Here is a 22412-nt window from a genome sequence, read left to right as displayed (position 1 = left end):
CGACGGTCACGCCTGTTCGTGGATCCAGGCTTCCGCCAGCGTGGTCCATATCGCGGCCTCGCCGGCGCTCCGGGCGAGGCCGAGGCTGTGCGGGCCGTGGGCGAACACGTGCACGGCGTGGGGGACTTGGCCGGCCGCGAGCGCCGCGGCAAGGCGGTAGGTGTGTTCGGCGGGGACATAAGGGTCCTCCGCGGTGTGCCAGACGAAGAACGGCGGCGACTGGGGCGTGACCAGTGAATCCAGCGATGTCGACCGGCGCAGCCCGGGGCCGGCGTCCTCGCCGAGAAGGATCACCCGAGCCGGACGGTAGGTCTCGGTCTCCATCGACGTGATGGCGTAACCGAGCACGGCGAAGTCCACCGCCCCATCGGGCCCGGCGCCCGGCGCGAGGGCGGCCAGCCCGGCCAGATGACCTCCCGCGGAGAACCCGATGAGACCGATGCGCTGTGCGCCGGCCGCCCGCCGACGGCGGATCTCGGCGCGCAGCGCGTTGAGCGGCTCCGGGTGCCGGGCGCGGAGCGGATAGCGGAACACGCTCGCCCGCACGCCTATGTCGCCGAGCCAGTCCACCACCGGCTCGGCCTCGTGCGAAGCGTGTTCGGCGTACCCGCCGCCGGGCAGAACGATCATGTGGGTGCCGGTCATCGAGGGCCGCCGAGGAAGGCGTCGACGTCCGCGGCGAATTCCGCGTGGTGCTGGAACAGGAACCCGTGCGCCGAGTCAGGATAGATCTTCACGCGGGCCTGCGGGATCAGACCCGCGAGCAGGTGGGAGTAGTGCGGCAGGATCATCGGGTCGCTGTCGCCGTTCGCCACGAACACGGGCATCCTCAGGCCGCTGAGCCGCTGGAGCTTCGCGTGATCGGGGATCCCCCACGTGCATACGGCGTCGTACTGCGCCTCGCGGGTCGCCCAGTTGGTCGCCGTGTCCCGGTCTTCGCCCCGGGCGCCGTAGATCCGCTGCAGGGTTTGCCGGCCGGCCTGCAGGCTTGCCGGGGAGCCGGTGAAGAAGACGCTCAAGTATTCCTCGGGGCTGGTTTCAGGGTTGCCGACAGCGTCGATGACCTCAGGGGCCCAGCCGTGCATGCCGTCGGCGCCCTGCGGCGCCGACGAGGCGAGGACCAGCCTTCTGACGAGCGCCGGCCTGGTCAGGGCGATCTGCTGCGCGACGAAGCTGCCGAGGGAGAATCCCAGTACATCGACTGGGCCCTGGCCGAGGCCCAGGGCCCCGATCGCCTCGATGAAGGCGATGGCGTCGTGTGCCATCTGGTCCGCGGTGTTCGGAGTCGTCCCGCTGGAGCCGCCGACTCCGGCGTTGTCGAAGGCGATGACACGCCGGGCCGGTGCCAGCGCGTCGATCAGCGCCGGATCCCAGTTGTCGAGGTTTCCACGGAAGTGCTGGAGAAGGACCAGCGGCACACCGGCGCCGTCGTCCGTCGGGCCGGTGTCGCGGTACGCGTAGTCGATGCCGTTCGCGGCCTTGACCCGCTCGTTCGGCAGACCTGAGTACGAGTTGAGCTCCATGACCCGAGCGAATCAGCCGCGGCGCGGCGGCGGAATCCGCATGTTGACTGCACCGGGCCGCCGCGGGGGAGGTGCAGTCGGGTTGCGGATACCGGCCGCCGGGTACCGGGTGATCACCTACGACCGGCGGGGTTCGGCCCGTCGAGCGAGCCCACGACCGGCTACGACCGGCGTGGTGCTCTACGGGTTCTCGATGGGCACCGGGCACGTACGGCCCCGGCTGGGTGGACAAGGCGGTGCTGATCGGGACGGTCCCGCCGTTTCTGCTGAAGGCGGCCGACAATCCCGAGGGTGTCGACGGCCAGGCGTTCGAGGCCACGGCAGGACGACTGTCCGCCTTGGTCGCGGATCTCAGGCTGGTCAGCGTCGAGGGCGGCCCGCACAACATCTGCTGGACGCACCACGAAGCGGTCAGCCAGGCTCTGCTGGAGTTCCTCGCCGACTGACGTACGCGTTACAGGGCTTGCAGAAAGCCGACGAGCAGTTGGTTGACCTGGGCGGCGTGCGTCCAGATGATCGCGTGCCCGCCGTCCGGGATCACCGCGAGGCGGGCGTCGGCCAGCATCACGGCCAGGCGGTTCCCGGTCGCGCCGGGCGGCATGACCCTGTCCTGAGCGCCCTGGACGATCAGGACGGGGATCGTGATGCGGGCGACGTCGTCGCGGAAGTCCTCCCGCCAAGCGACCGCGCAGCCCAGGGCCGCGACCGCGGACACCCGGAGCGCGACATGGAAGCTGTTCTGCCACGCCTGGTCGCTCACCCGGCTCCCGCCGAGCAGGTCGGTGTTGCGGTAGTCGGTGTTGTAGTAGTCGATGTTGTAGTACCGGTCCAGGTAGGCCTTGATCGCCGCCGGGCGGTCGGCGGACAGCTCGCCGAGGAAGGCGTCGAGGACGCCCGGGGCGATGCCCTCCGGGTTGGCGTCGGACCGGGGCAGGAACGGCGGCAGAGGCGCCAGCAGCGCCGCGCCGCGGACCCGCCGCTGCCCGTACGTTCCCAGGTACCGGGTCAGTTCCCCGGTGCCGGAGCAGCAGCCGACGAGCACCGCGTCCAGCACATCCAGGACTTCCAGCAGTACGTTCAGGTCCGCGGCCAGCGTGTCGTAGTCGTAGCCCACCGCCGGCCTGCCCGAGTCGCCGCCGCCGCGCCGGTCGTAGCTGATGACGCGGTACCCGGCCGTGAGCAGAGCCGCTTCCTGCTTCTCCCACGAGCGTCCGTCGGCGAGATAGCCGTGGACCAGGACGACGGGCGGGCCCGCGCCGTGGTCCTCGTAGTGGATCCGGATGTCACCGGTGTTCTCCCGGCCGACCATGACATACGGCATCACGAAACCGCGTTCCGTCGCGCGCAGGGGACAGCATCCATACACTCAACCCTGTGCCGCGCAGCGGCCGTCCGGTATCCGCAACCTGACTGCACACGGCTTTGCGCGACCGGATCACCTTGGCTGTGTGCGGGCCTCTCTTTGGCCGGGTGAGGGTGGCGTTTCCGCGATGACCCGCAAGGACACGAACGTGATCGGGCGGCGGCAGGAGCTGTCCCTGCTGCGGGAACTGATCGCTCCGCCCCACAAGGAAAGCCACGTTCTGCTGCTCCTGGGCGATCCGGGTCTGGGCAAGACCGTCCTGCTGGCCGAAGCCGCGCGCGAGGCCAAGGCGGCGGGGATGCGGGTGCTGGCGACCACCGGCAGGGAGTCGGAGCAGGACCTGGCGTTCGCCGGGCTGTACCAACTGCTGCGCCCGGCGCTGGACCGTGTGGCCCGCCTGCCGACCCGCCAGGCCGAGGCGCTGCGCGGTGCGTTCGGGCTCTCCGACGACCCCGCGCCGCCCGACGCCCTGCTCACCGGGATCGCCGTACTCACCCTGCTGTCCGAGCTGTCCGACGAGCAGCCGCTGCTGGTGGCAGCCGACGACACGCAATGGCTGGACCGTGCCTCCCTCGACGCGCTCGCCTTCGCCGCCCGCCGCCTGGAATCGGAGCAGCTCGTGCTGCTGGCCGGCGCCCGCGGGAACGTACCTCCCGCCGGTCTCGAGCGGGACCTGCCGCAGCTCCTGCTGCAACCACTCACCCGGCCGGACGCGGGCCTGCTCCTGGACGCGCAACCGCGCCCGCCGCACGGTCGGCTGCGTGAACAGGTGCTGACCCAGGCGGTCGGCAACCCACTGGCACTGATCGAGCTGGCCAGGGTGATCGCCACGGATCCCGACGCGGGGCGCCGATGGACCGCCGAGCCGCTGCCGTTGACCGGGCAACTGACCGCCCTCATGGCCGCCCAGTACGTCACTCTGCCCCCGGCGGCCCGATCCGCGCTGCTGCTCGCCGCGGCCGCCGACAGCCCGGACCTGACCACGGCGGTACCAGGGCTTTCCGCCGACGCCCTTGCCCCGGCAGAAGCGGCGGGCCTGATCCGACTGGACACGCCGGGCCCGCGGTTCGCCCATCCGCTCACCCGGTCGGCCGTCTATCATGCCGCGCCCTTCGCCGAGCGGGCCGCGGCGCACCGACAGGTCGCCGACGCGCTCCGCGACCAGCCCGACCGCCACGCCTGGCACCTGGCGGCCGCCGCCCTGGAACCCGACGAGCACCTGGCCGCGCTGCTCGAAGACAGCGCGGCCCAGGCACAGCGCCGCGGCGGCGCCGCCGCGGCGGCACGCGCCCTCGAACGCGCCGCCGAGCTCAGCCCCGGCGAACCCGACAAGGCCCGGCGACTGCTGGCCGCCGCCGAACTCGCCCTGCCCGCCGGACAGGCCGACTGGGTACGCGAACTGGCGGGCAAGGTACTCACGCTGACCTCCGACCCGGACCTGCGCATCGCCGCCCGGCTGGACATCGGCTGGTCCCTGCTGTGGTCCAACCGCAACGCCGACGCGTTCGACACACTCCTGTCCGTCGCCGCCGAGGCCTCCCCGAGGCTACCGGCCATCGCGTGGCAGGCCGCCTGGATGGCCGCCACGGTCGCCCACCAGACCGGACTCCCCGAAGTCTGCGCCAAGGCACGTGCCGCCCTCGACCTGCTCGACTCCCGGGGCGGCCCACCGCCGTCGGCCGATGACTGGCCCGCCGGCCGCGCCGACGAGTACCGGATCTGGATCCAGGCCTGCACGGACCCGTTCGGCGAAAGAGCCGACATCGTCCCCCGCCTGCGGCGCACAGCGGGAGGATCCCTCTCGGACCCGGGTACGTTCGGCGCGGCGGCCTGGGTCCTGGACGAAACCGAACTGGCGGTCAGGGTGCTGCGCGAAGCACTCAGCCGGCTGCGCGCCCCGGGCGTCCGCGGTGCCAGCGGCGGCGTGCTGTCGGCACTGGAATGGGCATGCGTCGACAGCGGGCGCTGGGACGACGCACTCGCCGCCGCCCGAGAGGCGGGCGACATCGCCGCCGCCTACAAGATGGAAACCGTCGCGGGCTCGGCCGACCTCACCACGGCCATCGTGGCGGCCATGCGCGGCGAACACGACCAGGTGGCACCGCTGCTGGCCCGCGTGCGCGCCGCCGTAGACACCTGCGAATACCGCGGGTTCGCCGCCAGGATCTGGCAGACGGCAGGTCTCGCCGCGCTGGCCCAGGGCAACTACGTGACCGCGTACGCGCAGCTCAGCCGGCTCTTCTCCGCCGACGGCACACCCCTGCACCATCACTTCTCGTACCTCGCCGTCGCCGACCTCGCCGCTGCGGCGGTGCGCGCCGAACGGCACCTCGAAGCGCGTACGTTGCTGGAGCGCGCGCTGGCTCGCGTGGACCCCGCGCCCGGGCCGCGCCTGGAACAACTCACGGCCCGCGCCCGGGGACTGCTCGCCGGGCCCGACAACGCCGAAGCCCACTTCGCCGCACCCCTGGCCGATCCCGCCGGAGACACATGGCCGTTCGAACGGGCCCAGCTTCAGCTGGACTACGGGGAATGGTTGCGTCGGCAGCGACGGATCAACGACGCCAAGCCCATCCTCGTGACCGCCCTGGAAACGTTCCGCCGTCTGGGCGCGGCACCGTGGACCCGGCGCGCGGAATCCGAGCTGCGTGCCTGCGGCGTAACGGTGCAAGCCCCGCAGGGCGCCCCGGGCGCGCTGGACGGCCTCACCGCTCAACAGCGCGAGATCGTCATCCTCGCCGGACACGGCCTGACCAACGGCGAGATCGCCGACCGTCTGTTCCTGTCCCCCCGCACCGTCGCCTCACACCTGTACCGTTCCTACCCCAAGCTCGGCATCGCCGGCCGTCGCCAACTCCGCGACATCATCGACCAGCAGATCACGCCACGGGCCGGCCGCTAGGGCCTGTCCGGCGGATCAGGGCGCAGGAAACACGATTGAGGTCAGGACGTGCCGGCCTGACGGGTCGGTTGGTGGGTGATCAGCAGGCAGGCAGCCCGCCAGGCGAGAACCAGTACACGGTGCTCGGCTTGCGGCGGGTCGGCGGACGGGCGGAGCGGTCCGAGACCAGTGAAGCGATCGCGCGATGGGTCTCGGCGTAGTCCTCGCGTCGGCCGGTGTAGCGCTGGAGCCCCGGTAACCCTCGTCGACCTCGGCTGTCGCCTTCGGGCGGAGCCGGAGTTGCTCGGCGATGCCCTCGGTGCGCATCGCGGTCTGGTCGTGCATCCGGCCCGGGCGGTCCGCGCCCGACCACAGCAGGCGTCCCTGGCCGTCGCTGATGGTGGTGGTCTTGATGGTGTTCTGCTTCTTCTTGCCGGAAACGAAGGCCCGCCGTCCGGGCCGGTTGGCCTTGGGGCGGCGGACCTGGGTCTCGGCGCCGTCGATCCGTAGCCGGATCCCTCGGCCTCGGCGTAGGCGGACACGTCGGCCTCGGCGTAGGCGGACACGTCGGCCAGAGTGCGCAGCGGGACGTCGCAGAAGGCAGGATGGGTCGAGGCCGCACGGCCCACTTCTTGGTCACACTCGAAGAGCCTGTACGGCCGTTGTCACGTCACGGCCCTGGTCGAGCAGCATCGCGGATCTCGTCGCCAACCTCGTCGCCTACCAGGGCAGAGGGCCCGCCGCGTCGAAGTAGCCGCCGGTCGGGCCGTCAGGCCCCAGCTGAGCCATCCGAACGATAATCTCGGTGCCCTGCTCGACGGTCTGTGTGCCCTCGTGCCGGTTCAGGTCCGTCGCGGTGTAGCCGGGCTCCACGGCGTTGATCCGCATCCGCGGGAACGCCTTGGCGAACTGCACGGTGAGCATGTTGACCGCGGTCTTGGAGGCCGGGTAGGCGACCCCCGGATACCCCTTGCCGGCCTGGACCAGCGAGGCCAGGCTGCTGCTGACATTGACCACGACCGGGGCGGAGGAGCGTTCCAGCAGTGGCAGGAAGGCATGGGTCACCCGGACCAGGCCGAAGACGTTGGTCTCGAACACCTCCCGCATCACGTCGGCGGTCAGCTCCGCGGCGCCGATGATGTCGCCTCCCGGCGACCGCACCTCGATTCCGGCGTTGTTGACCAAGACGTCCAGGTCGCCGTCGGCCTCGATGGTGGCCACCGCGGCAGCGACCGACGCATCGTCGGTGACATCGAGTTGCACGAACCGGGCGCCGAGCTCGGCCGCGGCCGCCGAGCCCCGCTCGATATTGCGCGCTCCCATGTAGACGGTGTGGCCCGCGGCGATGAGGCGGCGGGCGGTCTCGTGGCCGAGGCCTTTGTTGGCCCCGGTGATCAAGGTTGTCGTCATGGGGCACAGCTTCCCTCCGGGATGATGCGATCGACCAGAGGTTTACAACGCGGTCCGCGATGCGGCTCGACCAGGGCGCCGAGGCCCATCGTGCGATCGCTTCACTGGTCTCGGACCGCTCCGCCCGTCGGCCGACCCGCCGCAAGCCGAGCGCTCGCCTGACAGGCGGCCTGCTGATCACCCACCAGCCGATCCGTCAGGCCGGCACGTCCTGACCTCAATCGCGGACCATGTCGTAAGCAGCCGGAGTCGGTGCCGTTGCTGCCGGCGCTACCCCCGCAGGTGCCGGGACGACTACCACGGGCTCGTCCCGGCGGGTGCGCTCGGCGAGCGACCCCCGCAGGCGCGGGGGACGACGGGGACGGTCTCGGGTATTTCCTCAGGAACATCGAGCTGCCCCCCGCGGGCGCGGTACGACAGCCCGGCGGTGTCGATGCCGTCCCGGGCCTTCGAGCTACTCCCGCGAGCGCGTGGATGATGCGACCCCAGCGTCCTTCACGCCCTGCGGCCGCCGAGTTGACCCAGCGGGCGCAGGGACTACTCGAGTGCTGTCCCGTAATGATCTCCGAACCGTGGACTGACCTGTCGTTCGCCGTCTGTCACCCGGCGAGGGTGACGGACTGGACACCGGCCCGGAAGTCGGATCCGTCCCCGGGGAGGGACTGCTCCACCAGCCGGACCCTCACGCCGGCCGCATGCACGGGCGCCAGAGGCACCACCTCCGCGTTCCCCGCAGTGGCCGCCGACGTCCGCGACGTGCACCGCATCCGCTGCGCCCCGAACCTCAGGTCGGACGCCGTCACCAGGTGGGTTCCCGCGGCGGCCAGCCTCCTCGCGGCCGGGGCGCGCCGTACCAGCCCGGCTGCTCGACGCCGACCACGGCTCGGGTGGGCGGGGCGGCGGTCGGAGGGCCACTCAGGCCCGTGGCCCCGGACCGCCAGACTGGGCAGTTTTCGAGAAGCATCGGTGACCCGACCGCCGCTACCGTCGAAGACATGAACTCCATCGACTCCGTCACCCTTGAGGTGGCCGACACCACGGCCGCCGCCCGTTTCTACTCCACCGCCTTCGGACTGGACTCGTCGCAAGTGCGCCTGCGCGCCATCGAAGCCCCATCGACCGGCTTCCGCGGTTTCACCCTGTCGCTCGTGGTGTCCCAGCCGGGCAACGTCGACGCCCTCGTCGGTGCCGCCCTCGACGCCGGCGCCACCGCCCTCAAACCCACCTCGAAGTCACTGTGGGGCTACGGCGGCGTCGTTCAGGCCCCGGACGGCACGATCTGGAAGATCGCGACGTCGACGAAGAAGGACACGGGCCCGATCACCCGGGACTTCGACGAGCTCGTGCTCCTGCTGGGCGTCGAGGACGTGAAGGCCAGCAAGCAGTTCTACGTCGAGCAGGGCCTCACTGTGGGTAAAAGCTTCGGCGGCAAGTACGTCGAGTTCGCCACCGGGTCGGGCCCCGTCAAACTGGCTCTGTACAAGCGCCGCGCTCTCGCCAAGGATGCGGGTGTCCCCGCCGACGGCACCGGATCGCACCGGCTCGTGCTCTCCAGCGCCGCCAGCCCATTCAGCGACCCGGACGGGTTCGTCTGGGAAGCCACTGCTCCCCTGACCGCCACCGCCTGAGCCGAGCCACCTCCGTTTACGGGACAGCACTCAGACAGGACATGCGCCCCGGTGCGCTGGTCGGAACCACCCCCGCAGGCGCGAGGACGACCCCGCCGTGCGGTCGACCTCGACCGGTGCGAGCGAGCTACCCCCGCGGTCGCGAGGACGACCTGCTGGATGCGGGCACGCCCTGATCGGCGGCGAGCCACCCCCGCTGGTGCGGGGACGACCTGCTGGATGCGGGCACGCCCTGATCGGCGGCGAGCCACCCCCGCTGGTCCGGGGACGACACCGTCGCCTGCAACACGGCGAACTCCTTAGGAGCTGTGTCTGAGGCCTCCATGACGAGGCGAAGGCGCCTTGGAAGAGCCGTCTATGCTGACCGGCAGCAGGACACGGGGAAGGGGCGGTTGGTGGACTGGTTCTGGTGGGTTCTCATCATCTTCTGGACGGGTGGCTTCGCGTGGGCAGCCGACAACGTCCGCACCGCGCTGCGCAATCGGCATGAGCGGAAGTTGCAGTTGTTGGAGGCAGCGAAGCAGGAACGTTTGGCCATCGAAGCGGTGCACAAGCCGCCGGAGCCGGTGTGCGGATGCACGCACCATCTCGCCAAGCACGACAAGCAGGGCCGGTGCCACGAACGCGTCGAGGTGCCGACGGCCTGGGACGAGAACAAGAAGCCGCTGCGATACGAGGCCGGCCAGTGCAACTGCCAGCAATACGTGGGACCGCAGCCTCTGTCGCAGGTGTTCGCCGAGGAGCTGACGGACCGCGCCTGACCCGTATGGGGGACTTCCGGCGGTCATTTTCGCTTCGTACGGTGGCGAGCACGGGTAGGGGCGGTGTTCCCCGGCTGCGGCTGGTCGTGGACGCGGAGCAGGATGGCGGGCCGCAGTTGTGCCGTGGGTGCGGTGTTCCGCTGATGCCGTCGGTGAAGGCGGCGGCGGTGTTCTGTTCTTCGGCCTGCCGTTCGCGGCACTGGCACTGGCTGCGGCGCACGAGGGCCAGGACCGAGGCGGTCCAGGCCGCCAGGATGGCGAACTACCCGGAGTGCGGCGCAAGTTGGACGATCGGGTTGGAACATCCCGTCTCGGCACGGTACTGCTCTTCCCCCTGCCGCAAACGGGCCTGGCACCGGCAGCGCACGCAGCCGGGCGGGGTGTGAGACAGCGCGCACCGCCGAGGCAGGGCCACTCCACGCGCCGGGCCCGTGCGCCCTGGCAACCGCTTCCGGGGCGCCGGATGGTGCCAAGTGGCGTGTATTCGAAGCGAGTTGGCGGCACGAAGGATGCCGCGCCCGGATGCCTGTGGGGGCGGGTGCGGATGTCCGCGATGGTCGGCAGTGTGACCCGGGACCATTGCGACGAGCTGGTCAAGCTGGGGCGGGACTGGGTGGGCATGATGAGCAGCGCCCAGTGGCGCCTCGGTGACGCGGCCCTGGAAATCGAGCCGATGTGCTCGTACGGGGGTGCGAATCCGTCCGGGAAGGACGACCTGTTCACCGTCAGCGAGGCCATCCGGATGTTCGGCGAAGATGTCGGCCTGGCCTGTAGGACGGTCCGTAGTTACCGGTGGGTGTCCTCGCGCTGGCCGAAGGAGCGCCGACGGGCGGACGTCTCGCACGCCATCCACAAGGTCCTGGCCGGCATCCCCGCTGAGCAGGAGCGTTTCGAGGCGGTCAACAACCCCCCGCCCAGCCCCCGCGGTGGTCCGCCGAGGTGGACGCACGACAGCGCGAAGCGGGTGGTGGGCTGGAAGGTCAACTCCCCGGAGAGCGTCCAGGAGAAGGTGGAGGCGATCCACGACCTGGCCACCGACGACGCGGTCGCCGCGGTGGTGACCACCGACTTCCTGCGCCGTCCGGCGGTCGTTTCGAAGGCCATGGCCGATGACACGGCCCGGCACGCCGTTAATGAAGCCCAGTTCGACCGGTTCCGCCAGCAGGCCCAGTTCGCGCAGGAGAAAGCAGGCACGCCGCCGCACCGCATGGAGCACAACGACCAGTTCATGGATCTGGTCGCGGCCTGCGCGCAGTTCGCCACCACCGCGGACAGGATCGTGCCGAACCTACGCGGCGAGCACTACGACGACGGCGAACGCGAGACGGTCTGCCGGGGCCTTGCCCGGGTTCGCGCCGCGGCCGACTGGATCGAGAACGCCGTCACCCGCGGCGAGGTCGACCTCGCCGAGCAGCTGGAAAAGCTGCTGAAGGGCTCGGGTGAGTAGGCGATGGGGCGGGGAGTCCCCGCTCACGTCCACGCCGAAGCGATCCTCGGCGCCCTCCGGGAAGCCCGTCCCGCCGGCCTGACCATCACCCAGCTGATGTCCGCCACCGAACGCACCCGCGCGCAGGTCCACACCGGGCTCGCGCATCTGCGCAAGGTCGCAGTGGCGAAGGGCCTGCCGCCCGTGACCTGGGACACAAGATGGGGGTATCGGATGCTGGATGACGCGCCGGAGGTGTGGACCGGCTACGAATGGGCGTTCTTCGAGACCGTCCACCACCGGGTGGCCAACTTCATCGCCGGGACCCTCCTCCCGCACCAGAAGAAGACCCCCGAGGACCCCTGCATCCGCACGGTCATGGCGCAGCTGGGGGCGATCGAGCCCACCCTTCAGCTTCTGGCCAACCTGGAGTGAACCGGAGCACGAGTGGCAACGGGCCGTGGCTGCCCCGCAGTTGGCCCCATCCACCGGTCGCGGCCCCAGACCGTCATGCTGCTGCCCCGCTACCGCTGCCCCTCCGGCACCAGCGACCTCGAATGGGCCCTGCTCAAAGCTCTCCTCCCGACTCCCGCCTGTCAGATGCCGAAGGACGGGGCCCCGGAGAAATGGCCTCGGCGCCGCGTCGTCTTTGCCGACCGTGGAGCTCATCGGATGAGCTCTGAACTGCGACGATGCGTCGCGGTCATGTCCGCGATGCCCTTCGGTAGATTCTTCGAGGCTCGCGAATGCCGAGCCGGCGGTGCGCCGAGGAGGATGAACGTGTCTGGTGAGCGGCTCGACTCGGAGTGGCTGCGAGGCTGGTGCGAGCAGACTTCTGCGGAGCTCAGGGCTTTGGTGTCGTCGTTTCTGAAGACGCACGGTTTCACGCCTGGTGAGAACGCCGTCGCACTCGCAACGGATGAGAGCCACAAGGCGACGGCAGCACTCGTGGATCTGACGCCGATTCCCTCTGACCTGACCACCCTTTACTGGGTGATTTGCGAAGTTTCCTTGCCTGATGTCGAGCACGGATACTTCGTCCACCCAGCCTGGACAGTTGCCGAGCACTTCCGCGAGTACGGATCTGTCCAGATCGACGACGAGCCCCCTGCCATCGTGTTCGCCAGTGATGGCGGTGGCCATCTGTTCGCAGTGGCAGGCAGCGGACGAGTCTGGAGGTCGATTACAGCCTCCTGGTTCGACGATTTCGAGGTCTTCGCATCATCCATCCAAGAGTTCCTTGAACAGATCGGCCGAAGGGCCGCCGGACGGAACTGACCAGGCAATCCGCCTGGGGATGTGGCTACCGCCTCAGGTTTGATCGCGTTCGAGGAGCTGAACCTCGAGGTCGGCGATGCGCTTGTCCGTGAATCGGAGGTTGGAGCGGGCGCCTTCGAGTCGTTCCTGGAGCTTGCGGTGCTCCTGGGCGAGCTGGTGGACGCGGTGCTTGAGGGTGGTGTACTTGGTGGTGAGATGCTGGACGGACTCGCCGGGAACCATCTGGTCGAAGTCGCGTAGCTGTCCAATGAGTTCACCGATCCGCTGCCGCTGCGCCGACGTCCAGGACCGCGACGCGGCCCGCTTGGGCATCACCATCAAGGTCGTCCCCCGCGCCAAGGACGCCAAGGGCTTCGTCCTGCTGCCCAAGAGGTGGGTGGTGGAGAGGAGCAACTCGTGGACGATGCGGGCCCGGCGCAACGCACGGGACTATGAGCGGCTGATGGCCCATTGTCACATCCTCTTTTCGCAGGTCACGGCATTATGAAGTGCTGTGGTACTCCCGTTTGCCGTTCGGTTGGGCGTCGACGGTCGCCGTTCCGAACGGCATTGGCAGCGCTTGGTCTTCAGGAGGCTGCGAGGGTGGCTGGCAGCGCTTCGGTCTGGCGGCGAGACCGGGCCAGGCGGCGGGACATGAGGGAGATGAAGGCATTGGATGTGGGCTTCTGCGCCGCCCGGGCGGCGCCCCGATCTACGTCATCTGGACAACCTGTCCGCCCACAAGGGCGAGACGATCCGGCGCTGGGCGCGGAAGAACCGGGTCGAGCTGTGCTTCACAAACCACCACAACCACATGTTCCAGACCCGGGCCCTACATGCCTACCTGCGCTGGCGCAACCAGCATGCCCGTCACCCCGACGTCCTAGCCGCTCAGCGCCGCGAACGCGCCCGCATCCGCAGCGAGAAGGGTATCCGCTGGGGCGGACGCCCTCTCAAGATCGCGGCTTGACCGACCCGGCGAACCAATGCGGTCACGGCACTAGCGGGCCGCAGCGAGTTCGGCGAGGACCTCGACGGAGCGGTCGATCTCGGCCTCGGTGTTGTAGTAGTGCGGCGAGAGCCGTACCAGCGGGTGGACGTCCCGGTCCTCGGTGTCGAACTGGGTCTGCACCGGGTCGGTGGTGCTGACGTTGATGCCGTGCCCGGCCAGGGCGGCCGCGACATCGGCCGTGGCCATGTTGTCGACCTTGCAGGTGACGATCGCGCACCGCTGCCGGCCGAGGTCGTAGGTGGTGATGCCGGGCACGGCGTCCAGCCGGTCGCGCAGATAGGCGCCGAGGGCGAGGGTGTGTCGGCCGATCTCGTCCATGCCGAGGTCCAGGGCCTGCTGGACGGCGGCGCTCAGACCCAGGACGTTGGCGTAGCTGACCTCCCATGTCTCGAAACGCTGCGCGCCGTCGTGCCAGGTGAAACTGCGCTTGCCGTCCCAGGTGGCCGCGGCAATCTCGGTCACGTGCGGCTCCAGGTATGCCAGTGCCTCGGGGCGCACCCACAGGAAGCCCGTGCCGCGCGGGCCGCGCAGGAACTTGCGGCCGGTGGCGGTGAGCATGTCGCAGCAGAGCTCGGCGACGTCGACGGGGAACTGGCCGACGGACTGGGTGGCGTCGAGGAGGAAGGGAACGCCGGCGGCGCGGGTGATGCGTCCGATCTCGGCGGCCGGGTTGACCAAGCCGCCGCTGGTGGGGACGTGGGCGATGCCCACCAGCTTGATGCGGTCGTCGATCAGGTTCGCCAGGGCGGCGGTGTCGAGCCGGCCGGACTCGTCGTTGGGGACGACGACGACCTCGGCTCCGGTGCGCTGGGCTATCTGCAGGTAGGCCAGAACGCTGCTGCCGTACTCAGCCCGGCCTGTGAGGATGCGGTCGCCCGGCTTGAACGTCATGGAGTAGAACACGGCATTCCAGGCGTGGGTGGAGTTGTCGAACAGCGCGATCTCGTCCGCCTGCCCACCCACCAGTCGGGCGATGCGTTTGTAGACGGCATCAATGCGGTCCCGTTCCTGGCCCGCGGCCTCGTAGCCGCCGATCGCGGCCTCCAGCTCCAGATGGGAGGTCACGGCCTTGAGCGTCTGACGCGACAGTAGGCCCGCGCCCGCGTTGTTGAGGTGAATCCGGTTCGCGGTGCCCGGGGTGTCCTGGCGGAGCGCTTCGATGTCCATGCCCTTTATTTCCCATCTGTGCGGTGCTGCTCTGCCTTCACAGTCCCAAAGCACCTCTCTTCAGTAAAGTGAATGTTTCTGGAGGAAACAGGTCACAGAATCTGATGAATGGAGTGAGGGGCGTGTACAACCTGCGCCGCCTGGCGGTGCTGCGGGAGCTGAAGTACCGCGGCACGCTGGCTGCTGTCGCCTCGGCCATGTCCTACAGTCCCTCGGCTGTCTCCCAGCAACTGACGCTGCTGGAGTCAGAAGTCGGCGCTCGGCTGCTGGAGCGGGAGGGCCGGGGGGTCCGGCTGACACCGCAGGCGGAGATCCTCGTCGCCCGCACGGAGAAGGCGCTGCGGGAGCTGGAGCGCGCCGAGGCGGAGATCGCGGCCTCGTTGCGGGAGGTGTCCGGGACGATCAGGGTGGCGGCCTTCCAGACCGCGATGCTCGCACTGATGCCCGTCGCATTGACCTGGCTACGGGAGAACCATCCCCGGACAAGGGTGGAGGCCAGCCAGGCCGAGCCCCACACCTCGCTGCCCGGTCTGCTTACCCGGGACTTCGACCTCGTGATCGACGAGACGTTCCCCGGGCACGCGCCACCGGCCCGCGCCTCCGAGTTCGAGCACTACCTGCTGTGCGAGGACGCCATGCGGCTGGCAACCCCCGCACCCGTGGTGTCGCTCGCTGATCTGGCCGAGCGCCCCTGGGTGATGGAACCCGCCGGCACGCCCGCCCGGGCATGGGCGACGGCCGTCTGTCACGCCGCCGGGTTCGAGCCCGACGTCGCTTACGTGTCCGCGGACATGCTGGTCCACGCACGGCTGGTCGAGCAGGGCCACGCGGTGGCCTTCCTGCCCGACATGCTGTGGTTCGACCGCGCCCCCGGCGTCATCCTCGACGGCTCCGCCAGCCACACGCGCACCGTACTCGCGACCGTACGTGCCGGAGCCGGGGAGCACCCCCTGATCCAGACCTTCCTCACCGCGATCCGCCACGCGATCGGCGAACTGCCCGCCCGCACCGGGTAACCGCCGCATGACCTCGACCCGACACGAGCCCCTGGGCGCACCCCCTGGTGTTTCATAGGCGGTCACTCGTGAAACACCCTGACGCCCGGCGGTCCACTCGGTGACTTCGTCGGGTGCGAGGTCGACGGCGGTGTCCCGGCCGCGGAGTGGGCCGAGATCTCGACGATCTCCTGCCAGTTGCCGTCGTCGGGTGACGGTTCGGCCTCGTGGAGCGAGACGGTGACGTCGACGTAGCCGGTGTGGATCCCCGTGCTGACGATGGTGACGCCGTCAGCGGTCCTGACGAGTCCGTTGTGAGTGCGGTCCAGGTCGAGGCCGGTGGGTCCGTCCTCGTCGCTGATGTCGAAATGGTGGTACTCGACCGGGACGTGCTGGCTGTCCCGTTCAACCTCATCGCTCATATTGCAGTCCTCTACCCCCGGTTGGCGGCTACTTGATCCAGACGAGGAACTTGTCCTTCTCAATGATGCGGTTATACCCGTAGAAGTTTTTCAGGGCCCGGCCACCGTCCTCGTTCCGCGTTGCGTTGATCAGGCGACGGCTGGACGGGCAGGCCTTTTTGCGATTCTGGGTGATCTTGGTCTGGTTCGTCAGCCGGGTGAGGTAGCGCTGGGTGCTGTGCTTGCCGGGCAGGTTCTTCGTGTTCTGCGCGTACTCAATATGTTTGGCCAGCTCCGGGTACGGCCCGTTCTTCGCGTACACCATCTCCGGGATGTTCGGCATGACACAGCCGATCTTGGACGTGCCGGGCAGAGCGTTGTCGCAGCGCACGGGCGGCGTGGGCAGCGTCACCGCGTTTGACGGGGCCGGCCCAGGCGGGGTGGGTGAACTTCCACGAGGCCGACGCCTGGCCTTCGCCCTTGTCGCCCTTGGGCGTGGCTCGGATGGCGGAGTCGAGGAAGAACTGGCCGACTACGGTGGCAGCAGGCACCGCCTCAGACAGCAGTCGGCAGATCAAACGCAAGGCAGCAAGGCCAGTCGTATCGCGGGCCAGACCACCGCCCAAGGCGGCACCGCAACATCATCACAGTCATACCTGGTCGCGACGCCCCTCGCCTGCTTCAGAAGGCCGATCCGACACTCGACCTTGTGCCTGCGCTTGTACGTCTCGCGGTCGAAGCCGGGCGGGCGGCCACCGGCCGAGCCTCGGCGGAGCCGGTGTCCGGCCTGGTCGCGCTTCTCCGGGACGGTGTGCGGGATCTGCCGTCTGCGCAGGTAGGCGCGGATCTGGCGGGAGGAGTAGGCGCGGTCGGCGAGCACATGGTCCGGTCGGGTGCGCGGACGTCCGCCGCCGGGACGGGGGATGCGGATCTTGTCCATGACCTGCTCGAAGACGGGCGCGTCACCTCTCTGGCCTGCCGTGATGACAGCCGCGAGGACGTGGAACGAGGCATCCACGGCCGGGTGAATCTTGGTGGTCAGGCCACCGCGAGAGCGACCGAGGCCGTGGTTGTCCGGCTCGGCCGCCAGACCATCCGAACGCGTCCGGCCCGTATCGTCAGCACCCTTTTGCGGGCCCCGGCGGCGTGCTGGTGGGCCCGGCAGACCGTGGAGTCGACGGAGACCTCCCACTCGATAATCCCGTCGGCGTCCGCTTTGGCCTGCAACTTCTTCAAAATGCGGGGCCAGGTCCCATCGATCTGCCACCGACGGAAAACCGTGTATGCGGTCTCCCACGGTCCGTACCGTTCGGGCACGTCCCGCCAGGGCGAGCCGGTCCGGGCCCGCCACCAGATCCCGTCGAAGACCTGCCGTCGATCCCTCGGAGGCCGACCCATCTTCGGTATCGGCGGCAACAGCGGCTCCAGCCGCTCCCACTGTGTATCCGTCAGATCGCCACGAGACATCTGAAGATCGTTTCACGACCTTGATCAACATCTCAAACGCGCCCTAAAAGAGCGTTTTATCCCGCCGGGGTTGTTTGGCGTCGATTCGCAGACCGAGCCGGTATGGGGCTCTCGGGGCAGACGTGCCTAATGCGGGGCAAGGGATTCGTGTCGTCGTTCGGCGAACCGTTTCGTTGCTTCTGCTCCTGTCTGATCCCAACGCGCCCCCGGTTGACCTCGTTTGCGCCCTGGGGAGGCGGCCTGCTCGACGGTACTACCGAAACATGACGCGACAGCGCCCGTATCCCAGCGACCTCTCCGATGCGCGCTGGGAACTGATCGAGCCCACGCTCACCACGTGGCGGGGCGAGCGCAGAGGCAAGGGTCTCGACATCGGTCGCCCGCCTGAGCATGACCTGCGCCGCCTCATGGACGCCATCCTCTACGTCGACCGCACCGGCATTGCCTGGCGTTACCTGCCCCACGACTTCCCGCCGTGGGAAACGGTCTGCGGCTACTTCGCCGCCTGGCAAAAAGAAGGCATCTTCGACCAACTCAACGGCCTCCTGCGGCGCCTGGTCCGGGAAGCCGAAGGCCGCGACGGCGAGCCAACCGCCTGCGTGCTGGACGCGCAGAGCGTGAAGACCTCAGCGAACGTGCCCGCGGCCGGCCAGGGCATCGACGCCGGCAAGAAAATCGCAGGCCGCAAGCGCCATATCGGGGTCGACACCCTCGGCCTGCTCCTGGCCGTCTGGGTCACCGCGGCGAGCGTCTCCGACAACGTCGGCGGCATGCACCTGATGTCCCGCATCGCCGCCGCTCACCCCCGCGCGACCAAAGCATGGGCCGACACCGGCTACCGCACCAAAGCCATGGACCACGGCGCCCGCCTCGGCATCGACGTGGAAGTCGTCCAACGCGACCCCGGCGTCAAAGGATTCAAGGTGATCCCGCGACGCTGGGTCGTCGAGCGGACCTTCGGCTGGCTGATGCATCACCGCCGACTGGCCCGTGACTACGAAACCCACCCCCACCGCTCCGAAGCCATAATCCACGTCGCGATGATCGACCTCATAAGCCGCAGACTCACTCGCGAATCCACCCTGAACTGGCGCGACACCTGAACCTCGAACCAAACAACCTCGCCGGGACAAAACGTTCTTTCAGGGCTGTCGCGCATTGCCGAGGGCGGTGAGTGGCCGGCTCGGCCGGGACCGTACTGTTCGCTCGTTGATCAGTCACGCTGGTCGAGGCGCAGCCCCCGCGGCCTGCGCCGACGGGGCTGTACGCCGACTCCGTCCAGACCAGGCTCATGGAGGTCGCATCGACTGTGTGGACCGAAGTCGTTGCGGCCCTGCCTGGCACGGCCCTCTTCCAGCCCCCTGCATCGGAGTCGTCGCTGATCCGCTGCACCGCGATCCTCGGCCATCCACTGCCTGCGGACCTCGCTGCTCTCCTCCGCGAGAGCAACGGCGTTGAGGGCGAGTACGGAGACGGACTCATCTGGTTTGCCGGGCGAATCGCCTCTGAGAACCAGAGCCTTCGCGAGGACGCTGAGCTCGCCACCCTCTACATGCCGTTCGGTCCGCTGCTCTTCTTCGCGGACGCGGGAAACGGAGACCTGTTCGCGCTCCTGTCCAGGATCGACCGGCCCGATGTCTTCGTCTGGAACCATGAGGACGACAGCCGCACCTGGGTGGCACCGAGCCTGGCCAAGTACCTTGAATGGTGGCTGACAGGGCAGATCAAGCTGTAGCGCCACGCCTTACGACCCAATCGCTCACGATGAGATGATCTTGGCGTGGGTGGTGTGATCACGGCGTCGGAACCGTCCTGGATAGCCCCGTTCACCGGGTTGAGCCCGCGCGACTTCCGCAAGCTGATCACCAGCCTGCGACGGGAAGGAGTCGAACGAACTCGTCCAGGGCGCCCCTGTTCGGCGTCTCAAAGTCCAGCGCCGACCGCATCATCGACCACACCGGGCCACAGCTAGCCCTCAAACAACGGCAGCGCTTCCGGAGGGACACCGTGCTCATCGTCGACGGCACCCTCGTGCCGACTCGCGATCACACCATCGCCGAGCAGTCCAAGAACTACCGCTACTCGACGAACCACCAGGTCGTCATCGACGCCGACATCCGCTTGGTCGTCACGGTCGGACGGCCAGTGCCCGGCAACCGCAACGACTGCAAGGCGTGGGCCGAATCCGGGGCCAAGCAAACCGTAGGAAGGACCACGACGATCGCCGACGGCGGCTATCAGGGCACCGGACTCGTAATCCCGCACCGCCGCCCGGCCGGCGGCGAACTGTGCGAGTGGAAGCAGGATCACAACCGCTCTCACAAACAAGTCCGGGCTTGGGTCGAGCACGTCCTCGCCCGAATGAAGACCTGGAAGATCCTGCGCGACTGCCGGCTCAAGGGCGAAGGCGTGCACCACGCCATGCTTGGCATCGCCCGCCTCCACAACCTGCTCCAAGCCGGATAGCCGGACCACCGCCCCAGTAATCGGTACGCCCTGGCACACCTACAAGATCGATTGCGGGACAACCCTTAGGCAAGGTTGAATTCACAACGAAATATCCCTCGAACTGTGTGCCCGTAAACAAAACCACGTGTGCCATGAATAGCTCGTCAACTTGCTGACGGGAGATCTCTTCGAGTTCCTCTTGTTTCAGAATATTGATCCGAAACGGTAAGCGTTCTGAGTCGTTGAATGCTGCGTGGGGGAACTGGTGGGGGACGCACGGCAGTCGTCGCCGTCGGCGCAGGAAGCGTTGCGGCTACGGGCGGTGGCCGCGCTGGTGGAGGGCCGGGACCGCAAGGGCGTCGCGGCGGTATTCAAGGTCTCGCTCAAGGCGGTGGATGGCTGTGGGCGAAGTGGCAGGCCGGTGGGCGTGAGGCGCTGACCACCACGCAGCAGTTCGAGGACTACGTGTCCAAGAAAGGCACCCCGACCGAGGCCGCTGCGGTCGAGTACGTCACGAAGGTCCAGGGGGGTGACAGCCTGAACAACATCCTGGACAGCGCCCCACAGTAGGAAGAAGAGAAGTGGTTGGGGGGTGGGGCAGGCTGGCCGGGTGGCGGGCGAGGGGAACGGGTGCCTCGGGTGTCCTCGCGCGATGCCGGGGCCGCGCGCGTCGCCGGGCAGACAAGCTGCCCGGCCGGACTCCTCTACCGTGTCGGCGACCTCAAGCGCTGGGCACGCAACCGGTCCCGCGCCGTCTCCGGCACCACCGACCCGGACTGACGGACCGCTGTGCGGGTGGCACTACTACCCCCGTTTCCGAGGCTGTTGCCGACCATCCGCAGCGAAGGGTAGCGCCTGGGTTCAGTTCGTGAGGGCGGGCACGAGACCGAAGGTCGGCACCAGACTCGGATCGTTGAACGCCGTGATACGGCTGATACGGGCGCCGATCAGGGCGAGGACCTGGACGCCGTACGCCTCATATCGGTCCTCGCCCGCGCGTTTGTAGACGACGAGGGCGGGCTGGCCGTTGGCGCGGGTGGGAACCATCCGCCATAGGTCCTTGCGGAGGACTTGGTCGGCCAGGAACCCGGCGACGGCCCGTCGGCCGGTGAACCAGGTCGGGATCGGCGGCATTTCGAACTCGACGTCGGCTCGCAACAATTTCACCAGCGTGTCAGGGTCGGGCCGAGTGAACGCCTCGACGTAGCCGTCGAGGAGGGCTTGCTGGGCTTCCGTATCCGGCTCGGCCAAATCGTCCTCGACCGGTCCGGCCTCGGCCAGGCGGGCCCGGGCACGGCGCAGCGCGCTGTCGACAGCCGCAGTCGTCATATCGAGCATTTCAGCGACCTCGGCTGTCCGGAACGCCAGTACGTCGCGCAACGTCAGCACGGCCCGCTGTCGGGCGGGCAGGAACTGCAGTGCGGCGATCAAGGCGAGTCGCACTGCAGTCCTCCTGGCCACGACCGCGGCCGGGTCGTCGGCTCCGAACAGCGCGTCGGGCGCGGGCTGGAGCCATGCCACGGACGGCTCGCGGGCAGCCACGAGCACCTGGTGGTCGTCCGAGGGCGCGCCCAGGCCCGACGGAAGTGGCCGCCGGGAGCGCGTTTCCAACGCCGTCAGGCAGGCCATAGTGGCGATCTTGTACAGCCACCGCCGGACCGAGGAGCGGCCCTCGAACCGGCCGAACGCGCGCCACGCTCGCAGGTAGGTCTCCTGTACCAGGTCCTCGGCATCATGAATTGAGCCGAGGATCCGGTAGCAGTGCGCGAGTAGTTCCGGCCGGAACGGTTCGGTCAGGGCGGAGAACTCGGAGTCCGAGGTCATCGCGGCTTCTTTCGACGGTGCGGTGAGGGCCAATGTAGGGGGCGGCTCAGCTGATCGGGTGCAGTCCGGCGCTGCTCACCCGATACTCCAGACTGCTGGCAGCGTCCGTTGCCACGTCGATGACGGCCTTGGCGACCTGGTCCGGGGTGAGGATCGGCTGCAGGCCTTCGACGAAGGCTTCCCGGTCGACGCCCTGACGTGCGGCGTAGCCCTCGACTCCGACGGAGCCGAGGTCGGTGGCTGGGGTGAGCTGCGGAAGCAGCGTGACGAAGCGAATGTCCAGCCCGGCCCGTTTCGACTCGTCGGCCGCGTATCCGCTGATGTACCGGATGGCTGCTTTGGCGCTGGCGTACCCACCGCTGAGCGGGGATCCGGCCAGGGCCGCGCCGCTGGACATCGCGACGACCACACTGCCCGGCGCCAGCGGCTCCAGCAGCGCCGCCCGTATCCAGGTGAAGACGTGCCGGGTGTCGACGCGCCAGTTGCGGCTGAAGGTCTCCCAGGTCTGCTCGTGCAAGGGCGCCATGTGCGGCGTGACCCCGGCGTTGAGGACGAGCAGACTGGGTCGGTGTTCGCGGATCACCCCCTGCGTGAGCGCTTCGTCGGTGGCATCGGCAGCGAAGGATGTGAAGCCCTCGCCGAGTTCGTCCCGTACGGCGCGCAGCTCCGACTTCTCGCGGGCGATGCCGATGACGTTGGTGCCTGTGGCGACGAGCGCGGCGGAGAGCGCGCGCCCGAAGCCACGGCTGGCACCCGTGACGACGGCAGTCTGGAAGGGAAGGGGCATCAGACACTCCGAAATGGTGGTCGGGTTCGGTCTATATCTAGACCAGCCGGCGCGGGAAAATC

24 protein-coding genes and 3 pseudogenes are annotated in these 22412 nt (G+C 68.9%); 15 read left to right on the top strand and 12 right to left on the bottom strand.

Features of this window, described 5'->3' with window-relative positions; translation table 11 throughout:
• Positions 1-6: 6 nt before the first annotated feature.
• Both ACFZDJ_RS51670 and ACFZDJ_RS51665 read right to left on the bottom strand, forming a co-directional pair.
• Positions 7-645 carry a prolyl oligopeptidase family serine peptidase gene (locus tag ACFZDJ_RS51670; protein ID WP_391070004.1) on the bottom strand — a complete coding sequence of 213 codons (639 nt, stop codon included), beginning with the start codon at positions 643-645 and terminating at the stop codon, positions 7-9.
• Positions 642-1523, bottom strand: coding sequence for an alpha/beta fold hydrolase (locus ACFZDJ_RS51665; RefSeq protein ID WP_391070002.1), 882 nt, complete (start codon positions 1521-1523; stop codon positions 642-644). The genes ACFZDJ_RS51670 and ACFZDJ_RS51665 overlap by 4 nt, the downstream gene beginning before the upstream one ends.
• Before the next feature lie 224 nt (positions 1524-1747).
• On the opposite strand from ACFZDJ_RS51665, the gene ACFZDJ_RS51660 reads away from it, so the two are divergent.
• A complete protein-coding gene (locus ACFZDJ_RS51660) occupies positions 1748-1969 on the top strand; it encodes an alpha/beta fold hydrolase (RefSeq protein WP_391070000.1) in 222 nt (73 codons plus the stop codon).
• Positions 1970-1977: 8 nt separating this feature from the next.
• Here ACFZDJ_RS51660 and ACFZDJ_RS51655 read toward each other — a convergent pair whose 3' ends face one another.
• On the bottom strand, positions 1978-2844 hold the full coding sequence (locus ACFZDJ_RS51655) for an alpha/beta fold hydrolase (protein WP_391069998.1): 867 nt from the start codon (positions 2842-2844) through the stop codon (positions 1978-1980).
• 169 nt (positions 2845-3013) lie between these two features.
• On the opposite strand from ACFZDJ_RS51655, the gene ACFZDJ_RS51650 reads away from it, so the two are divergent.
• Positions 3014-5788 carry an AAA family ATPase gene (locus ACFZDJ_RS51650; protein WP_391069996.1) on the top strand — a complete coding sequence of 925 codons (2775 nt, stop codon included), beginning with the start codon at positions 3014-3016 and terminating at the stop codon, positions 5786-5788.
• Between the two features lie 15 nt (positions 5789-5803).
• Here ACFZDJ_RS51650 and ACFZDJ_RS51645 read toward each other — a convergent pair whose 3' ends face one another.
• On the bottom strand, positions 5804-6271 hold the full coding sequence (locus ACFZDJ_RS51645) for a transposase family protein (protein ID WP_391070052.1): 468 nt from the start codon (positions 6269-6271) through the stop codon (positions 5804-5806).
• A gap of 216 nt (positions 6272-6487) precedes the next feature.
• The gene (locus tag ACFZDJ_RS51640; protein WP_391069994.1) at positions 6488-7177 is read right to left on the bottom strand and encodes an SDR family NAD(P)-dependent oxidoreductase; all 690 of its coding nucleotides are present in this window, start codon (positions 7175-7177) and stop codon (positions 6488-6490) included.
• Positions 7178-7236: 59 nt separating this feature from the next.
• On the opposite strand from ACFZDJ_RS51640, the gene ACFZDJ_RS51635 reads away from it, so the two are divergent.
• From ACFZDJ_RS51635 to ACFZDJ_RS51610, 6 genes are all read left to right on the top strand, one after another.
• Complete coding sequence (locus ACFZDJ_RS51635; RefSeq protein WP_391069992.1) at positions 7237-7392, top strand: hypothetical protein; 156 nt, start codon at positions 7237-7239, stop codon at positions 7390-7392.
• 780 nt (positions 7393-8172) lie between these two features.
• Positions 8173-8805, top strand: coding sequence for a glyoxalase (locus ACFZDJ_RS51630; protein ID WP_391069990.1), 633 nt, complete (start codon positions 8173-8175; stop codon positions 8803-8805).
• 395 nt (positions 8806-9200) lie between these two features.
• Positions 9201-9566, top strand: a complete 366-nt coding sequence (locus tag ACFZDJ_RS51625) for a hypothetical protein (RefSeq protein WP_351435349.1) — start codon at positions 9201-9203, stop codon at positions 9564-9566.
• A gap of 565 nt (positions 9567-10131) precedes the next feature.
• A complete protein-coding gene (locus tag ACFZDJ_RS51620; RefSeq protein WP_391069989.1) occupies positions 10132-11013 on the top strand; it encodes a DUF6192 family protein in 882 nt (293 codons plus the stop codon).
• A gap of 3 nt (positions 11014-11016) precedes the next feature.
• The gene (locus ACFZDJ_RS51615; protein WP_391069987.1) at positions 11017-11427 is read left to right on the top strand and encodes a RacP protein; all 411 of its coding nucleotides are present in this window, start codon (positions 11017-11019) and stop codon (positions 11425-11427) included.
• Between the two features lie 237 nt (positions 11428-11664).
• The gene (locus tag ACFZDJ_RS51610; RefSeq protein WP_391069985.1) at positions 11665-12270 is read left to right on the top strand and encodes a hypothetical protein; all 606 of its coding nucleotides are present in this window, start codon (positions 11665-11667) and stop codon (positions 12268-12270) included.
• Between the two features lie 33 nt (positions 12271-12303).
• Here ACFZDJ_RS51610 and ACFZDJ_RS51605 read toward each other — a convergent pair whose 3' ends face one another.
• Complete coding sequence (locus ACFZDJ_RS51605; RefSeq protein WP_391069983.1) at positions 12304-12492, bottom strand: hypothetical protein; 189 nt, start codon at positions 12490-12492, stop codon at positions 12304-12306.
• 61 nt (positions 12493-12553) lie between these two features.
• On the opposite strand from ACFZDJ_RS51605, the pseudogene ACFZDJ_RS51600 reads away from it, so the two are divergent.
• Positions 12554-12757 (top strand): annotated as a pseudogene (locus tag ACFZDJ_RS51600) (transposase); the annotation flags it as partial.
• Between the two features lie 184 nt (positions 12758-12941).
• Positions 12942-13219 (top strand): annotated as a pseudogene (locus tag ACFZDJ_RS51595) (IS630 family transposase); the annotation flags it as partial.
• Positions 13220-13249: 30 nt separating this feature from the next.
• On the opposite strand, the gene ACFZDJ_RS51590 reads toward ACFZDJ_RS51595, so the two are convergent.
• Entirely contained in the window at positions 13250-14428 is a 1179-nt protein-coding gene (locus tag ACFZDJ_RS51590; RefSeq protein WP_391069980.1) for an aminotransferase class V-fold PLP-dependent enzyme, read from the bottom strand.
• A gap of 122 nt (positions 14429-14550) precedes the next feature.
• On the opposite strand from ACFZDJ_RS51590, the gene ACFZDJ_RS51585 reads away from it, so the two are divergent.
• Entirely contained in the window at positions 14551-15444 is an 894-nt protein-coding gene (locus ACFZDJ_RS51585; protein ID WP_391069978.1) for a LysR substrate-binding domain-containing protein, read from the top strand.
• 62 nt (positions 15445-15506) lie between these two features.
• Here ACFZDJ_RS51585 and ACFZDJ_RS51580 read toward each other — a convergent pair whose 3' ends face one another.
• From ACFZDJ_RS51580 to ACFZDJ_RS51570, 3 genes are all read right to left on the bottom strand, one after another.
• Entirely contained in the window at positions 15507-15845 is a 339-nt protein-coding gene (locus tag ACFZDJ_RS51580) for a hypothetical protein (RefSeq protein WP_391069976.1), read from the bottom strand.
• Positions 15846-15873: 28 nt separating this feature from the next.
• A complete protein-coding gene (locus ACFZDJ_RS51575) occupies positions 15874-16236 on the bottom strand; it encodes a hypothetical protein (protein ID WP_391069974.1) in 363 nt (120 codons plus the stop codon).
• Between the two features lie 162 nt (positions 16237-16398).
• Positions 16399-17291, bottom strand: a protein-coding gene (locus ACFZDJ_RS51570; RefSeq protein ID WP_391069972.1) for an IS5 family transposase whose coding sequence is annotated in 2 segments (ribosomal slippage) — positions 16399-16937 and positions 16937-17291 — 894 coding nt in all. Because the reading frame shifts where the segments join, the coding sequence is not laid out codon by codon here.
• Positions 17292-17554: 263 nt separating this feature from the next.
• Between ACFZDJ_RS51570 and ACFZDJ_RS51565 the strand changes: the two genes are divergently transcribed.
• The 4 genes and pseudogenes from ACFZDJ_RS51565 to ACFZDJ_RS51550 all read left to right on the top strand — a co-directional run bounded on the left by ACFZDJ_RS51565 (position 17555) and on the right by ACFZDJ_RS51550 (position 20519).
• Positions 17555-18394: an IS5 family transposase gene (locus ACFZDJ_RS51565; RefSeq protein WP_391069970.1), complete on the top strand. Its 840-nt coding sequence runs from the start codon at positions 17555-17557 to the stop codon at positions 18392-18394.
• A 188-nt stretch (positions 18395-18582) separates the two neighbouring features.
• The gene (locus ACFZDJ_RS51560) at positions 18583-19026 is read left to right on the top strand and encodes an SMI1/KNR4 family protein (protein WP_391069969.1); all 444 of its coding nucleotides are present in this window, start codon (positions 18583-18585) and stop codon (positions 19024-19026) included.
• Between the two features lie 45 nt (positions 19027-19071).
• Positions 19072-19757 (top strand): annotated as a pseudogene (locus ACFZDJ_RS51555) (transposase).
• 621 nt (positions 19758-20378) lie between these two features.
• Positions 20379-20519: a hypothetical protein gene (locus ACFZDJ_RS51550; RefSeq protein ID WP_390941619.1), complete on the top strand. Its 141-nt coding sequence runs from the start codon at positions 20379-20381 to the stop codon at positions 20517-20519.
• A gap of 81 nt (positions 20520-20600) precedes the next feature.
• On the opposite strand, the gene ACFZDJ_RS51545 is transcribed toward ACFZDJ_RS51550, so the two are convergent.
• Both ACFZDJ_RS51545 and ACFZDJ_RS51540 read right to left on the bottom strand, forming a co-directional pair.
• On the bottom strand, positions 20601-21596 hold the full coding sequence (locus tag ACFZDJ_RS51545; RefSeq protein ID WP_390941621.1) for an RNA polymerase subunit sigma-70: 996 nt from the start codon (positions 21594-21596) through the stop codon (positions 20601-20603).
• A 13-nt stretch (positions 21597-21609) separates the two neighbouring features.
• Positions 21610-22350 (bottom strand): SDR family NAD(P)-dependent oxidoreductase, encoded by a 741-nt coding sequence (locus ACFZDJ_RS51540; protein WP_391069967.1) that lies wholly within the window; start codon positions 22348-22350, stop codon positions 21610-21612.
• Positions 22351-22412 lie beyond the last annotated feature (62 nt).

Source organism: Streptomyces sp. NPDC007896 (genome assembly GCF_042959425.1).
GTDB lineage: Bacteria > Actinomycetota > Actinomycetes > Streptomycetales > Streptomycetaceae > Streptomyces.
This window is presented reverse-complemented; position numbering and strand designations above follow the sequence as displayed.

What these genes read in the sequence shown, in the direction of transcription:
- ACFZDJ_RS51560 (WP_391069969.1), top strand. Translation starts at nt 18,583, where the DNA reads ATGGAGGTCGCATCGACTGTGTGGACCGAAGTCGTTGCGGCCCTGCCT.
- ACFZDJ_RS51615 (WP_391069987.1), top strand. Translation starts at nt 11,017, where the DNA reads ATGGGGCGGGGAGTCCCCGCTCACGTCCACGCCGAAGCGATCCTCGGC.
- ACFZDJ_RS51670 (WP_391070004.1), bottom strand. Translation starts at nt 645, where the DNA reads ATGACCGGCACCCACATGATCGTTCTGCCCGGCGGCGGGTACGCCGAA.
- ACFZDJ_RS51655 (WP_391069998.1), bottom strand. Translation starts at nt 2,844, where the DNA reads ATGCCGTATGTCATGGTCGGCCGGGAGAACACCGGTGACATCCGGATC.
- ACFZDJ_RS51640 (WP_391069994.1), bottom strand. Translation starts at nt 7,177, where the DNA reads ATGACGACAACCTTGATCACCGGGGCCAACAAAGGCCTCGGCCACGAG.
- ACFZDJ_RS51630 (WP_391069990.1), top strand. Translation starts at nt 8,173, where the DNA reads ATGAACTCCATCGACTCCGTCACCCTTGAGGTGGCCGACACCACGGCC.
- ACFZDJ_RS51605 (WP_391069983.1), bottom strand. Translation starts at nt 12,492, where the DNA reads ATGGTTCCCGGCGAGTCCGTCCAGCATCTCACCACCAAGTACACCACC.
- ACFZDJ_RS51650 (WP_391069996.1), top strand. Translation starts at nt 3,014, where the DNA reads ATGACCCGCAAGGACACGAACGTGATCGGGCGGCGGCAGGAGCTGTCC.
- ACFZDJ_RS51565 (WP_391069970.1), top strand. Translation starts at nt 17,555, where the DNA reads ATGACGCGACAGCGCCCGTATCCCAGCGACCTCTCCGATGCGCGCTGG.
- ACFZDJ_RS51580 (WP_391069976.1), bottom strand. Translation starts at nt 15,845, where the DNA reads ATGAGCGATGAGGTTGAACGGGACAGCCAGCACGTCCCGGTCGAGTAC.
- ACFZDJ_RS51540 (WP_391069967.1), bottom strand. Translation starts at nt 22,350, where the DNA reads ATGCCCCTTCCCTTCCAGACTGCCGTCGTCACGGGTGCCAGCCGTGGC.
- ACFZDJ_RS51665 (WP_391070002.1), bottom strand. Translation starts at nt 1,523, where the DNA reads ATGGAGCTCAACTCGTACTCAGGTCTGCCGAACGAGCGGGTCAAGGCC.
- ACFZDJ_RS51590 (WP_391069980.1), bottom strand. Translation starts at nt 14,428, where the DNA reads ATGGACATCGAAGCGCTCCGCCAGGACACCCCGGGCACCGCGAACCGG.
- ACFZDJ_RS51635 (WP_391069992.1), top strand. Translation starts at nt 7,237, where the DNA reads ATGCGGCTCGACCAGGGCGCCGAGGCCCATCGTGCGATCGCTTCACTG.
- ACFZDJ_RS51610 (WP_391069985.1), top strand. Translation starts at nt 11,665, where the DNA reads ATGAGCTCTGAACTGCGACGATGCGTCGCGGTCATGTCCGCGATGCCC.